General features: G+C 65.9%; 10 protein-coding genes. 5 read left to right on the top strand and 5 right to left on the bottom strand.

Annotation, left to right across the window (positions count from 1 at the left end):
• The first annotated feature begins 146 nt into the window (after positions 1-146).
• On the top strand, positions 147-1,385 hold the full coding sequence (locus ACWCOP_RS12060; RefSeq protein ID WP_478248536.1) for a substrate-binding domain-containing protein: 1,239 nt from the start codon (positions 147-149) through the stop codon (positions 1,383-1,385).
• A 57-nt stretch (positions 1,386-1,442) separates the two neighbouring features.
• On the opposite strand, the gene lpdA is transcribed toward ACWCOP_RS12060, so the two are convergent.
• The 3 genes from lpdA to ACWCOP_RS12045 all read right to left on the bottom strand — a co-directional run bounded on the left by lpdA (position 1,443) and on the right by ACWCOP_RS12045 (position 4,289).
• Positions 1,443-2,864 (bottom strand): dihydrolipoyl dehydrogenase, encoded by a 1,422-nt coding sequence (gene lpdA, locus ACWCOP_RS12055; protein WP_478248535.1) that lies wholly within the window; start codon positions 2,862-2,864, stop codon positions 1,443-1,445.
• 94 nt (positions 2,865-2,958) lie between these two features.
• Positions 2,959-3,177: a hypothetical protein gene (locus ACWCOP_RS12050; RefSeq protein ID WP_478248534.1), complete on the bottom strand. Its 219-nt coding sequence runs from the start codon at positions 3,175-3,177 to the stop codon at positions 2,959-2,961.
• A gap of 92 nt (positions 3,178-3,269) precedes the next feature.
• On the bottom strand, positions 3,270-4,289 hold the full coding sequence (locus ACWCOP_RS12045) for an RluA family pseudouridine synthase (protein ID WP_478248533.1): 1,020 nt from the start codon (positions 4,287-4,289) through the stop codon (positions 3,270-3,272).
• Between the two features lie 162 nt (positions 4,290-4,451).
• Between ACWCOP_RS12045 and ACWCOP_RS12040 the strand changes: the two genes are divergently transcribed.
• The 4 genes from ACWCOP_RS12040 (at position 4,452) to ACWCOP_RS12025 (ending at position 11,447) form a co-directional block, all read left to right on the top strand.
• Positions 4,452-6,830, top strand: a complete 2,379-nt coding sequence (locus ACWCOP_RS12040; RefSeq protein WP_478248532.1) for a TonB-dependent receptor — start codon at positions 4,452-4,454, stop codon at positions 6,828-6,830.
• A gap of 143 nt (positions 6,831-6,973) precedes the next feature.
• The gene (locus ACWCOP_RS12035; RefSeq protein WP_478248530.1) at positions 6,974-8,671 is read left to right on the top strand and encodes an alkaline phosphatase D family protein; all 1,698 of its coding nucleotides are present in this window, start codon (positions 6,974-6,976) and stop codon (positions 8,669-8,671) included.
• A 110-nt stretch (positions 8,672-8,781) separates the two neighbouring features.
• Positions 8,782-10,656 carry a signal peptide peptidase SppA gene (sppA, locus tag ACWCOP_RS12030; protein WP_478248529.1) on the top strand — a complete coding sequence of 625 codons (1,875 nt, stop codon included), beginning with the start codon at positions 8,782-8,784 and terminating at the stop codon, positions 10,654-10,656.
• 89 nt (positions 10,657-10,745) lie between these two features.
• Positions 10,746-11,447, top strand: a complete 702-nt coding sequence (locus ACWCOP_RS12025; protein ID WP_478248528.1) for an SDR family NAD(P)-dependent oxidoreductase — start codon at positions 10,746-10,748, stop codon at positions 11,445-11,447.
• 56 nt (positions 11,448-11,503) lie between these two features.
• Here ACWCOP_RS12025 and ACWCOP_RS12020 read toward each other — a convergent pair whose 3' ends face one another.
• Positions 11,504-12,076 (bottom strand): hypothetical protein, encoded by a 573-nt coding sequence (locus ACWCOP_RS12020; RefSeq protein WP_478248527.1) that lies wholly within the window; start codon positions 12,074-12,076, stop codon positions 11,504-11,506.
• Positions 12,077-12,131: 55 nt separating this feature from the next.
• Entirely contained in the window at positions 12,132-12,893 is a 762-nt protein-coding gene (locus ACWCOP_RS12015; RefSeq protein ID WP_478248526.1) for a glycosyltransferase family 2 protein, read from the bottom strand.
• Positions 12,894-12,987: the final 94 nt, after the last annotated feature.

Below are 12,987 nucleotides of genomic sequence, written 5' to 3'. Positions count from 1 at the left end.
GTTCGCGGGGCGCGATCAGGCTTCCGCCGCGGTGATCCCCGAGGTTTCGTGCAGTCACATATTTTCCCACAACGGTCTTGTCATACGCATGACGCGAAGGTCTGGTTTGCTCCAGACTCGTTGTCCGTTCATCTGCAGGAGCCCTCATGTCCCGTCGTTTCAGCCTCTTCGCCGCCTCCGCGGCCGTCGCCCTTCTCGCCGCGTGTGGAGAGCCGCGCGACGAAATTGCTCTGGACGACGCCGACACCAGCCAGGACGCAGGCGGCGACACCGCGCAAGACAGTGTGGAGACGTCTGCGGGGGCAACCGCGGCGACCGGTTCGGGCGGGCGCCAGGGCCTTCGCATCGTGGGCTCCTCGACGGTGTTTCCTTTCACTACGGCGGTAGCGGAGAGTTTCGGCGCCAAGACCAGCTTCCCCACCCCCGTGGTGGAGGGAACAGGGACTGGCGGCGGCATGAATCTGTTCTGCGCCGGCGTTGGGCTCAGCTATCCCGACCTCACCGGCGCCTCGCGGCCCATGAAGGCGAGCGAGTATCAGCTCTGCCAGGATAACGGCGTCACCGCCATCACGGAGATACCCATCGGGTTCGACGGGATCGTCCTGGGCAATTCGGTGGATGCCGAGGCCATGTCCATCGACATGAAGGACCTGTTTCTTGCTCTGGCCGCCGTCACGCCCATGCCGCTCAACGCCGATGGCGAACCGATCCTCAACGAGGACGGCGCCCTGCTCGAGGGGCGCAGCTTTTCCGACGTTCGGGGCTATTCGTGCGAGACCTTTATCGACAATCCTTTCCGGCGCTGGGCGGATTTGGATTCCAACCTGCCGACGTCCCGCATCGAACTGTTCGGTCCGCCGCCGACGTCGGGAACCCGCGACGCCTTCGTCGAGCTCGGCATGCATGCCGGCGCGCGGGCGATCCCTTGCCTGGACGATATTTACGCGAGCGATGAAAATCGGTTCGAACAGCTGGCCAGCCGCATCCGGGAGGACGGCGCCTGGGTGGATTCCGGCGAAAACGACAACGCCATCGTCCAGACCCTGGCCAGCTCGCCCAGCGCCTTCGGCGCGTTCGGGTATTCCTTCCTGGAACAGAATGGCGACCGCATCCACGCCTCCACCGTGAACGGCGTGACGCCTACTTACGAGAGCATTTCCAGCGGCGAATACCCGATCTCACGGTCCATGTTCGTCTACGCCAAGAACCAGCATCAGGGCGTGGCGCCGGGCCTGGTCCCGTTCATTGAGGAACTCACCAGCGACGAAGCCTTCGGACCGTTCGGCTATCTCGCCGGGCGCGGCCTGATCGCGCTGCCTGATGCGCGGCGCGAGGCGACGCGGAACAGCGCACGCAATCTGGAACCCATGGGCGCGCCGGAGTAAAGGCGGCACGTCGCGCTCCGGCCGGTCTTTCGGCGGCGACCAGGCGCCAGGTCCCGCCTAGGCCGAGATATGGATCGGATGGCCCAGGGCCGCCAGCGCGCTTTCGGCGAAGGCTTCGGTGAGCGTCGGGTGGACGTGGATGGTGCCGGCGATGTCCTCAAGCCTCGCGCCCATCTCCACGGCCAGGGCGAACTCGCCCGACAGCTCGGAGACGTGCAGCCCCACCGCGTGGATGCCCAGGACCACATGGTCTTGTTTGCGCGCGGTGACGCGTACGAAGCCCGCGTCCTTGCCGCCGTCCATGGTGAGCGCGCGGCCTGAAGCGGCCAGCGGGAACTTGCCCACGATCGTCTCGATGCCGCGGGCCTTGGCGTCGTCGGGGCTCATGCCTACGCCCACCAGCTCAGGCTCGGTGAAGCAGACGGCCGCAATGGACATGGGATCAAAGCGGCGCTTGTGGCCGGCGATGATTTCGGCGACCAGCTCGCCCTGGGCGGTGGCCTTGTGGGCCAGCAGCGGCTCGCCCACCAGATCGCCGATGGCGTACACGCCGCGCATGCCGGTGCGGCACTGGTCGTCGATCTTCACGAAGGCGCCGTCCATATCAAGGCCCATGGCTTCAAGGCCCCAGCCCTGCGTGACCGGCTTGCGGCCGACAGCCACCAGAATCCGGTCGGCCTTCAGGCGCTGGTTTTCGCCGTCCTTGTCCTCGTATTCCAGGAAAGTCTGGCCGCCCTCCTCAACCACGCCCTTGGCTTTTGATTGCAGGTGCAGGGCGACCTTGTTCTTCTTCAGCCACATCTCGACGGGGCGGATCAGGTCCTTGTCATAGGAGGGCAGGATCCGGTCCATGGCTTCAACCACGGCGACCTGTGAGCCCATCTTGCGAAAAGCGATTCCCAGCTCCAGGCCGATATAGCCGCCGCCGACCACCACCAGGCTTTCAGGCCGCTCGGTGAGGTCCAATGCGCCGGTGGAGCCGATGACGGGCCCGCCGAACGGCATGAACGGAAGCTCGGCCTCCTTGGCGCCGGTGGCGAGGATCACGTTTTGCGCCTCGATGGTGAGGGTTTCTCCGTCTTCCAGCTCCACCGTGCAGGTCTTGGCGTTGGAGAATGTCGCCCAGCCTGACACGGCCTCGACCTTGGCGGCTTTCAGAAGCTGCGCCACGCCCCGTGTGAGCTTGCCCACGACGCCGTCCTTCCAGGCGGTGAGGCCGGCCATATCCAGTTCGGGCGGCTTGGCCAGCGAGATGCCCATCTCGCCCTTCTCTGCGGTGTGGACCATTTCTTCATAGCGCGAGGCGGCGTGGATGAAGGCCTTCGAGGGGATGCAGCCGCGATTGAGGCAGGCGCCGCCCAAGCCGTGCTTGTCCACGATCACCGTGTCGAGGCCCAGCTGGCCCGCACGGATTGCGGCGGGATAACCGCCGGGACCGCCGCCGACGACGAGCACCTGACATTTACGGGTCTTGGCCATGTAGAACTCCAGCGTCTCTTAAGCGCATCTGACTGGCGCGCGGTTTAGACGCTGGCGTTTGAAAGGGGAAGAGCGCGGCTGGAATGCGGCGGGTCTACTCGTTGTTTGCAGAGTCGGTCCGGGCGGAGCCGCCGTCTTGTCCCGTCCTCGTGTCCTTGAGGGCGAGTTTGGCGCCCGAGGCGATGGCGACCCCGACGATGACGGCGACCAGAACGCCAATCCAGACTGTGGGCACGCCCATGCGGATCATGCCGTAGCTGACGCCGGCGACCGCAATGGCCGTGCCGACCAGAAAGATGATGAAGGCCCGCATTGGGGCGCCCCCTTACGCTGACGTGTTGATAACAGAGCCCGAACGAGCCAGCAGACCGCTTGTTCCCGTGCGGGCGCAGCGCGCGGCTCCGTCTAGAGTGTCTCGAGGAACCCGATCAGGCGCTGCATGTCCTGCGGCGGCATGGTTTCAAAGCGCAAGGTCTCCCCGGTCACCGGATGGTCGAATCCCAGCACTGCCGCGTGCAGCGCCTGGCGCCGGAAGTCCTGGAAAATCCGGTCCTTATCAAGGCGCAAAAGAACGGACGCGCGGCCGTGACCGTATACCGGGTCTCCCAGCAGCGGGCAGCCCAGATGGGCCATGTGGATGCGGATCTGATGGGTGCGCCCGGTCTCGAGCCTGCATTCCACAAGGCTGGCGATGGGCGTGCCGACGCCGCGGCCGGGCTCCTGGCCGTAACCGGCCAGCGTTTCAAAATTGGTGACGGCGTGGCGGCCCGCTTTGCTGGCCGGGTCGTCCACCACGGCGAACTTCTTGCGGTCATGGCTGGATCGGATCAGCCGGGTCTCCAGCCGGCCTGCGCGCGGCTTGGGCGCGGTGCGCACCACGGCGAGATAGGCGCGCTCCACGTCATGGGCGGCGAAGCGCTCCGACAAGGCCTGGTGGGCGCGATCTGATTTCGCCACCACCATGACGCCGGACGTGTCCTTGTCCAGGCGATGCACGATGCCCGGCCGCTGCACGCCGCCAATGCCTGAAAGACTGTCGGCGCAATGGTGCAGAAGCGCGTTCACCAGTGTGCCGGTCCAGTTGCCCGCCGCCGGGTGCACGGTCATGCCGGCCGCCTTGTTCACCACGATCAGATCGGCGTCTTCGAACAGGATGTCGAGTGGAATGTCCTCGGCTTGCGGCGTCGCAGGATCCGGCGCCGGGGGAGCCAGGCGATAGCGTGCGCCCTCGCGCACCTTGGTTTTGGGATCTGTGATCGCCGCGCCGTCCAGGCTCAGATGGCCGCCCTCGATCAGCGCCTTGCAGCGCGAGCGCGACAGCGACTCGAGGGACTCCGCCAGATAGCGGTCCATGCGTTCGCCGGCGGCTTCAGGACCGGCGACAAGCTCGAAGATTTCAGCCGGTTCGCTCACGGGGCGGGTCATCCTGTGTCTGCACGGCCACGGGCCGGGCTTTGCTGCACCTGCGTCAAATACCTGTCATCGCTTCGAAAAGGAAGCGTCACTACCCGCGGGTATGGCCAGTGTGATGGCTTTCCCGGCGCGCGGGGGAATCGTCTTTTCAAAGACTCAAGGGGAAATCCGCTCATGACCTTCAAGGCCCGCCTGTCCGCTTGCGCCGCGCTTGTGGCGCTCGCCGCCGTCCCCGCCCACGCCCAGGACGCTGTGTCCGATACGGCGCGCGTGGCGACCGACGTGATCGTCGTCACCGCCCAGAAGCGTGAACAATCGCTCGCTGACGTGCCCATCAACCTGACCGCCTATGGTCAGGATCGCCTGAACCTTCTGGGCGTGGAGCAGTTCGACGAGCTGTCCGACTTCGTGCCGGGCCTGGAAGTACAGGAGCAAAGCCCGAACAATCCCGGCTTCGTTATCCGCGGGATCACTTCCGACGACGGCGCGGCCACCGGTGAAGCGCGCGTCGCGGTGTTTCAGGACGGCGTGTCGATCTCGCGCGCCCGCAGCGCCTATATCGAGCTGTTCGACATCGAGCGCGTGGAAGTCGCCAAGGGCCCGCAAGCCACATTGTTCGGCCGCGGCGCGCTCATCGGCGGCATCAATGTGATCCAGAACAAGGCCGACACCGAAGCTTATACGGCCTCCATTGAAGGCGTGGTCGGCGACTACAATCGTTACGAAGCACGCGGCCATGTGAACCTGCCGATCACCGACACTTTCGCGCTGCGCTTCGCCGGCGCCCACAAGCAGCGTGACGGCTATGTGGAAAACCTTCTGGGCGGCGAGGCCATGAACGGGGTTGAGCTGTCCGCCGTCCGCGGCGCCGCGCGCTGGGAGCCGACCTCCAGCTTCACCCTGGACGTCATCGCCAACTACCAGACCGACACTCCTGAAGGCGGAACCAGCTTCAAGTCCGGCGTCATCCCGCCCGCCCCGGGCGCGTCGATCGCGCCTTGGGACCCGGCCGCGCTGAATACGTTCGGCGGTTTTGAAGGCGGCGCGCCGCTGGGCATCGACCGCCAAGTCTACGGGGTCACGGCGCTGGCCGACTACGTCATCAACGACGCCTGGTCGCTGAGCTCGATCTCAGGCTGGCGTGCATTCGAGTCGGTCGAGATCTTCGATCCGGACGGCTTCGCAGCACCGCTTCTGGTGGTCGGAGAGGACGCTTCGGGCCGCCAGTGGAGCCAGGAGGTTCGCTTCAATTTTGACAATGGCGGCCCCCTGACCGGTTTCGTCGGCGGGTCCTATTTCTACGAAAGCGGCTCCCAGCGCATTCCGCTGGCCAGCAATGAAGCTGTCGCCCAGGCCTTCCTGGCGCCGCAGATCGCGGGCGCCTTCGGCGTCGCCACGGTCGAAGGCCTGCTGGCGTTGAACGGCGTGCCCAATGCGGCTGGCTTTGACAATCCGTTCAACCCGTTGACGATCTCGGTCCCGGCCTTCCTGCAATTTGGCCAGATCGTGCCCCTGCGCAGCTTCTATCTGGAAGAGACCGCCAATCGGGGCGAAACCACCGCGTTCGATATCTTCGGCGACATCACTTACGCACTGACCGATCGGCTGGACCTCACCGCGGGCCTGCGCTGGACGCGCGAAGAGAAAGAGGCGTCGCTCTATGGCTGGAACGCCTTTGGCCCCAACAACGTGACCTTCTCCAATACGCTCTTCCTGCCGTCCACGCCGAACGGCCAGGTGGTGTCGTCCGGCACGCGCGAGTTTGACGACTTCACCTGGCGCTTCGCCGCTCAGTACGACGTCTCCGACGTGCTGAACGTTTGGGCGAGCTATGCCCGCGGCCGCCGCCCGGACGTGATCTCATTCGACTCCACCGTGCCGAGCCTCTTTGTCGAAGTTCCCGCCGAGCTGGTGGACAGCTACGAAGTGGGGGGGTTCTGGACCTATGAGGCCACCACGCTGCAGGCCTCGGTCTTCTATTCCGAGTACCAGAACTTCCAGACCGGCCGCTTCGAACCGCAGACCGCCAACTTCGTCACCGACAACGCCGGCGCCGCGACGCAGTACGGGTTCGAGGCCCAGCTTGATCACACGATCAACGAGTTCGCGACGCTGTTTGCGACCTACGCCTATAACTTCTCCGAGTTCGACGACACCGACGACCAGGGCAACACCCAGGAGTTCGCCGGCAACACCTTCCGCCTGTCGCCTGACCACGCGGTGTCGCTGGGCCTGCTGAGCGAGTTCGAGCTGCCCGTGGGCCGTCTCTCGATCATTCCCACCTGGACCTGGCAGTCGGAAGTCTTCTTCGATAACGACAACGACCTCACCGACGCGGTTCAGGACGAGCGCCAGGGCGATTACGGGATCATCGATCTGAAAGTGCGTTACGACGCGCCGGGCGACGCGTATTACGCGGTGGCCTTCGTCGATAACCTGCTGGACGAAGAGTACATCATCGATGCGGGCAATACCGGCGACGCGTTCGGAATCCCGACCTTCATCGCGGGCTCTCCGCGCATGATCGGCCTGCGCGTCGGGGCCCAGTTCTAGACTGGAAGCAACGCAGGTTCCGCCTGAGGGGAGACGGGGCCGGCCGCCGGCGCGCAGGGGAGAGGGGCCCTTGCGCGCCGGCCCTTTTGTTTTCAAGACTGGCGCGGCGCGGCTGCTACGGTCGCATCGGGGAGGATGTGTCCATGAAAAACGAGATGAAGCTGACGCGCCGCGGCGCGCTGCTCGGCGGGGCCGGCCTGAGCCTGGCGGCCTGCTCTGAACAGCGCTTCGAGCCGCTCCCTGCGCGAGAAGGCCCGTTCAAGCACGGCGTCGCCAGCGGCGATCCCGATCAGACTTCGCTCATGCTTTGGACCGCCGTGACCAGTAATGACGGCGCGCCTATGAGCGTTGAAGTCTCCGACACCCCAGACTTCGCCCGCCTGGTCTTCACCGAAGCGGTTCAGCCCGCAGGCCCCGCTACCGCCGGAGCGACGCCCTACAAGATCCTCGCCACCGGGCTCGAGCCCGGCCGTCCGGTCTGGTACCGCTTCCGCTTCCGCGAGCATCTCTCGCCGGCCGGGACGGCGAAGCCGCTGCCTGCCGGACCGGTGGAGGCGTTCCGCATTGCCGCGTTCTCCTGCTCCAACTACCCGGCCGGCTTCTTCAACGCCTACGCCCACGCCGCCCAGCGCGGCGATGTGGATCTGGCGGTGCATCTGGGCGACTATTTCTACGAATACGGCCCGGGCGAATACGCGACCGAGGACGCCGAGCGCCTGTCGCGCATGCCCGATCCGGCCCACGAAATCCTCAGCTATGACGATTACGCGCGGCGCCACGCCCAGTACTCGGCTGATCCTGACCTGCAGGCGCTGAAAGCCGCGGCGCCGCTGGTGATGGTCTGGGACGATCACGAGACCGCCAACAACGCCTGGATGGACGGCGCGGAGAACCATCAACCGGGCGAGGGCGACTGGATCGAGCGCCGCGACGCGGCCCTGCGCGCCTGGCGCGCCTGGACGCCGTCGCGCGATCACGAGCCCATGCATGAGCGCTGGGGCGCCCTTCAGATCGGCGATCTGGCGACGTTGATCTTCCTGGAGACCCGCCTCACCGCGCGCTCTGAAGAGATCATCATGGAGCCCTTCCCGGTGGATCCCGACACCGCCGATCCCGACGATCCCGAGGCGCGCGCCGAAGTCGCCGCCTGGCTGGAGCGCACGGCCGGTGATGACCGCCGCACCCTTCTGGGCGAGCGCCAGCTCGCCGACGTGACTGCGGCGCTGGCAAGCTCAGTGGAGGCGGGGCGGCCGTGGCGGATCTTCGCCAATCAGGTGATCATGGGCCGCGTCCCGGCGCCCAACTATCCCAAGGTGATGCCGTTCTGGCTGCGCTGGGCGATCCAGGCCAACGACCCGCTCGCCTGGGGCTTCATCAAGCGGTTCGCTTTCGGCACCCCGTTCAACCTGGACGCATGGGACGGCTTCCCGGCCGAGCGCGAGCGCCTCTATGCCGCGGCGCGGGCGGTGAACGCCGATTTCATTACGCTGACCGGCGACACCCATAACGCCTGGGTGCTGGACCTGCACGACCAGGCCGGCGCGCGGGTGGGGACCGAGTTTGGCGTCACCAGCGTTTCCTCGCCCTCGCGCTTTGAGCGGCTCAACCTGCCCGGTGTGGATTTCGGGGTCTATACCGAAGCGGCCGCGCCGGAGGTTCTGCGTCATAACGCCTATGATCGCGGCTATCTTCACCTGACGCTGACGCCGGGCGAGGCGCGCGCCGAGCTGATGGTCGTGGACACCTGCAAGAGCCGGGAGTTCAACGCCTATTCCGACAGCGTGTGGCGGCTCACGCCGGCGATCGACGGCGAGGTTCAAGGCGTCGAGCGGATCGCGTAACGGCGACCCGGCCTTAAGCATGGCGAAGAATTAACGCATCCCGTGCTGGACACGGAGAAAACGTGCGTCCACCTTCGGGCGGGGATAATTTCTGTCTTGGAGGGGGCTTCATGTCCGACGTTCGCAACGAATCCGTGCCGGCCGCAATCTGGCGCTGGATCGGCCTGGTCCAGCACGGCATTCTTCGTGTCTTCGGGCTGATCTTGATTTTCATCGTGCTCCTGTCTCTCTCCGGCGCCTTCAGCGGCGACGGCGACGAGTTCAAGCTCGCCGATAACGGTGTCCTGAAATTCGAGCCCGAGGGCGCCATCGTTGAAGAGACCGTGCAGGTCTCGCCCGGTGACGCCTTCACTGCGGCGCTTCTGGGCGGAGGGCAGGCCAATCAGATCCTTCTTCGTGACGTGATCGAGGGCCTGCGCATCGCCGCCGCCGACGAGGACGTTACGGCGCTTCTCGTGCGCTTTGACGGGCTCACTGGCGCCACCCCTGCGGCGCTGCACGCCATCGCCGCGGAAATGGCCGCGTTCCGCGCCAGCGGCAAGCAAATCGTCTCCTACGCCGACGCCTATTTCAACGGCTCCTGGTTCCTCTCCGCCCAGGCCGACGAGGTCTACTTGCATGAAATGGGCGCCGCCGACGTCAGCGGGTTTGCGAGCTTCCGCACCTATTTCGCCGGCCTTCTGGAGCGGCTGAACGTGACCGTGAACGTCTACCGGGTCGGCACGTTCAAGTCCGCGCTGGAGCCTTTCCTCGGCAACGAGATGAGCGAAGCCGCCGAAGAAGCCAACCGTCTGGTCTTCGGCGAGATCTGGGAAAGCTATAAGGCCGTCGCCGGCGAGGCGCGCGGGATCGCGCCGGGCGCCATCCAGGCCTATGGCGACGAACTGCCCCGGCTGATGGCCGACGCCGGCGGAGACGCCGCCGCTGTCGCGCTAGACACCGGACTGGTGGATCATCTTGTGGGCCGGGGCGAGTACATGACCCTTCTGGGTGATCGCTTCGGCCTTGATGAAGACAACGCCGCGGTCCAGGCGTCCGACTTTCTGGAGTATGTGGAGGCCAACCGGCCCGACGCGCCCCGCGGGAACGGCGACCGCATCGCGGTGATCTATGCGGTGGGGACCATCATCGACGGCGAGGCCGATGGCGGCGCCATCGGTGGCGACATCCACGCCCGCCTGATCCGCCAGGCCCGTCTTGACGAGAACGTCCGCGCCATCGTGCTGCGCATCGACTCTGGAGGCGGTTCAGCCTTCGCTTCGGAGCTGATCCGCGAGGAGCTTGAGATGGCCCGCCTTGAAGGCAAACCGGTCATCGCCTCCATGGGCGGCGTCGCCGCGTCGGGCGGCTACTGGATCGCCGCGCCGGCCAACCGCATTATCGCCGAGCCCACCACGATCACCGGCTCGATCGGCATTTTCGGTTTCATTCCCACCTTCGAGAACGCGCTGGCCGAAATCGGAGTCACCGAAGACGGTTTTGGCACCACGGCCATGGCGCGCCAGCCCTCGTTCACCGGCGGCGTCACCAGTGAGTGGGATTCCGTGCTGCAATCGGGCATCGAGCACGGCTATCAGCAATTCATCGGCCTGGTGGCCGAGGCCCGCGGCATGACGCTGGAACAGGTCGACGCCGTGGCGCAAGGCCGAATCTGGACCGGCGCCCAGGCGCTGGAGCGCGGCCTGGTGGACGAGCTCGGCGATTATGACGACGCCATCCGCATCGCCGCCGAGATGGCCGGCATTGAGGACTATCAGGTGGTCGTGGTGAAAGAGGAGACCGACCCGCTGAAGGAGCTGCTTGAGGCCCTCGGCGCGGATGCGGCCGCCCATGTCGCCGGACCCAACGGCCTGTTCGGCACGGGCCTGTTCGCCCAGGCCGCGCGTTCGGCCGCCGGCGAGTTGCAGGCGATCAACATGATGAACGATCCGCGCGGTCTCTACGCCGCCTGCCTGACCTGCGACGCCTATCGCCAGGTCCAGTAGGCTCGTCTCTCACGCCTGAAACGAGGAAGCCCGGACGGTTCGCCCGTCCGGGCTTTTTCTTTGCGCGGCTTTGGGCTTTAGTCGCGCTCATGATCCAGCCACGCACCGCCCTCGTCACCGGCGCCAATCGCGGCATCGGCTTTGAAATCGCGCGCCGCCTGGCCGCTGAGCCGGGGATGCGCGTTCTTGTGGGTGGTCGCAGCGCCCGCACGGCGTCCGAGGCCGCGCACGCCCTGTCCGGCGTAGAGGGCGCCGCCGTGATCGGCGTGGCGCTGGACCTCTCCGATCCCCAGGCCGCCGAGGCCCGGGCGGTGGAGATCGAGGTGCGCCATGGACCGGTTGACATCCTTGTGAACAATGCCGGCGTCATGGCGCCGGGCGATGCTCTCGAAGCGGATTTGCGCGAGTTCAACACCGCCATGCGCGTCAATGCGGCCGCGCCCTACGCCCTGACGCGGATTTTCGGCGCGGCCATGAAGCGGCGCGGCTGGGGCCGGGTGGTCAATATCTCGTCGGGGATCGGAAGCTTTGCTCAAGGTCTGGACGGACCGGCGGCCTATGCGATCTCAAAGGCGGCGCTGAACGCCGTGACGGTCCAGTTCGCCCGCGCGCTGGGCCCGCAGGTGAAGGTCAATTGCTGCTGTCCGGGATGGGTGCGCACGCGCATGGGTGGAGAGGATGCGCCGCGCACGCCCCAAGAGGCGGCCGACACGCCGGTCTGGCTGGCGATGCTCGCCGATGACGGCCCTACGGGCGGCTTCTTCCGCGACCGCAAACCTATCGCCTGGTGATAAAAAAGGCCGGCTCGTGGGAGCCGGCCTTTTTCAGGTGCGGTGATCGCCCGGCCTTACGTGCCGAGGTCGCGGCGCGCGGCGATCGCTGTGATGGAGAAGCCGGCGACCACGTCGACCAGCGTCATCAGCGTCAGCAGGAAGAACACCGAGGTCGCAAACACGCCCACCAGAAGGAAAAGCAGCAGGCAGATCAGGAAGGTCGCCACCGAAAGCCCGTGATTGAGCAGGGTGGAGGTGCCCGAACCGGCTGACTTGATCATCTCCACGAAGAGAAAGAGCAGGCTGACGATCAGGATGATGTCGCCGGTGGAGATCGCCCAGTTCCCGCTAGGCAGCGGGATGGAGACCAGCGTGCCGTGCAGCGCGCCGACCCGGCAGGCCGCCGCGTCGGGCCCTGCGTTGGCCATGCCCTGGCAAAGCCCGGACTGGAATTCGGTCATGGAGCCGATGAAGGCCGACGCATCCCCGCCGGCGATCGCCGTGGTGAAGGCGACGACCACATAGATCAGCACCGGAATGAGCATTAATGGGAAAATATTGAACACGTTAAGCCCCCCGCCTTGTTTGTTGCCTTGATCAGCGCTCGCAAGCCCCACTGCGACGCCGCTCCCCATTGGACCAGCCATGGATGTCTCCTTCCCCCGTTGAGACCATATCAACGCCGCAACGAGGCGGCGGGTTTCACGTCTCGTCCCAACCGCCAGGCCGTCTGGACCGGCTGTTGAGCCACATAATACCTAGCATATCGCTGAGTGAGGCGAAAAGGCGGCCCAGATTGGTATATTTTGACCGACCTGCGACTCGGGCGCGGTGACCGACGCTTTCAAACTCCACCAGAAAGCCTTCGCGCTTCATCAGGGCGGGCAGGAATCGGTGCTGGTGGTCGAAGAAGGGGAGCAGCAGATAGGCTTCGCGCTTGAACGCCTTGAGCCCGCAGCCGGTGTCGTCGGCGTCATCGTTCAGGAGTTGCTTGCGCACGCCGTTGCCCAGGCGTGAGGCGAATTTCTTGGTTGCGCTGTCCTGGCGCCCGACCCTGCTGCCGGCGACCATGCCCAGCGCGGCCGGGGCGTTCTCGCGCAGAAGCTTGTCAACCAGGGCCGGAATGAATTCAGGCGGGTTCTGACCGTCGCCGTCCAGGGTGCACACCACCTGGCCGCGCGCGCAGATCACCCCGGTGCGCACCGCGCGCGACTGGCCGGCGTTGGCGCGGTGGCTGACCACACGCAGGGTGGGCACGCGGATCTTGGCGTCCATCAATTCGGTCAGCGTGGTGTCGGTGCTGGCGTCATTGACCAGAATGATCTCGTGATCGCGGTCTTTGAGGACCGCGTAGATCTCCTCGGCCAGGCGCGCTGCGTTGCCGGCCTCATTGTGCATGGGGGCGACCACCGAAAGGATCGGAGAGCGGGCAAGGTGAAGGTCGGCGGTTGCAGTGTTGGTCATGGCGTCTCATTCTGCGCGCCAACGGCTTACCTGGTGCGCTTGCGCAATGGCTTGGGCCGTTTCATACCCATATCGCAAGAGCAAGCACGCATTT

It is taken from the genome of Apolloniradiicaulis salifontis (genome assembly GCF_053756655.1).
Note: the sequence above shows the minus strand (reverse complement) of the source record. Positions and strands in the feature narration are given on the sequence as shown.

Excerpts from the sequence above, each read along its gene's own strand:
- ACWCOP_RS12060 (WP_478248536.1), top strand. The coding sequence starts at position 147 with ATGTCCCGTCGTTTCAGCCTCTTCGCCGCCTCCGCGGCCGTCGCCCTT.
- lpdA (WP_478248535.1), bottom strand. The coding sequence starts at position 2,864 with ATGGCCAAGACCCGTAAATGTCAGGTGCTCGTCGTCGGCGGCGGTCCC.
- ACWCOP_RS12050 (WP_478248534.1), bottom strand. The coding sequence starts at position 3,177 with ATGCGGGCCTTCATCATCTTTCTGGTCGGCACGGCCATTGCGGTCGCC.
- ACWCOP_RS12045 (WP_478248533.1), bottom strand. The coding sequence starts at position 4,289 with ATGACCCGCCCCGTGAGCGAACCGGCTGAAATCTTCGAGCTTGTCGCC.
- ACWCOP_RS12040 (WP_478248532.1), top strand. The coding sequence starts at position 4,452 with ATGACCTTCAAGGCCCGCCTGTCCGCTTGCGCCGCGCTTGTGGCGCTC.
- ACWCOP_RS12035 (WP_478248530.1), top strand. The coding sequence starts at position 6,974 with ATGAAAAACGAGATGAAGCTGACGCGCCGCGGCGCGCTGCTCGGCGGG.
- sppA (WP_478248529.1), top strand. The coding sequence starts at position 8,782 with ATGTCCGACGTTCGCAACGAATCCGTGCCGGCCGCAATCTGGCGCTGG.
- ACWCOP_RS12025 (WP_478248528.1), top strand. The coding sequence starts at position 10,746 with ATGATCCAGCCACGCACCGCCCTCGTCACCGGCGCCAATCGCGGCATC.
- ACWCOP_RS12020 (WP_478248527.1), bottom strand. The coding sequence starts at position 12,076 with ATGGCTGGTCCAATGGGGAGCGGCGTCGCAGTGGGGCTTGCGAGCGCT.
- ACWCOP_RS12015 (WP_478248526.1), bottom strand. The coding sequence starts at position 12,893 with ATGACCAACACTGCAACCGCCGACCTTCACCTTGCCCGCTCTCCGATC.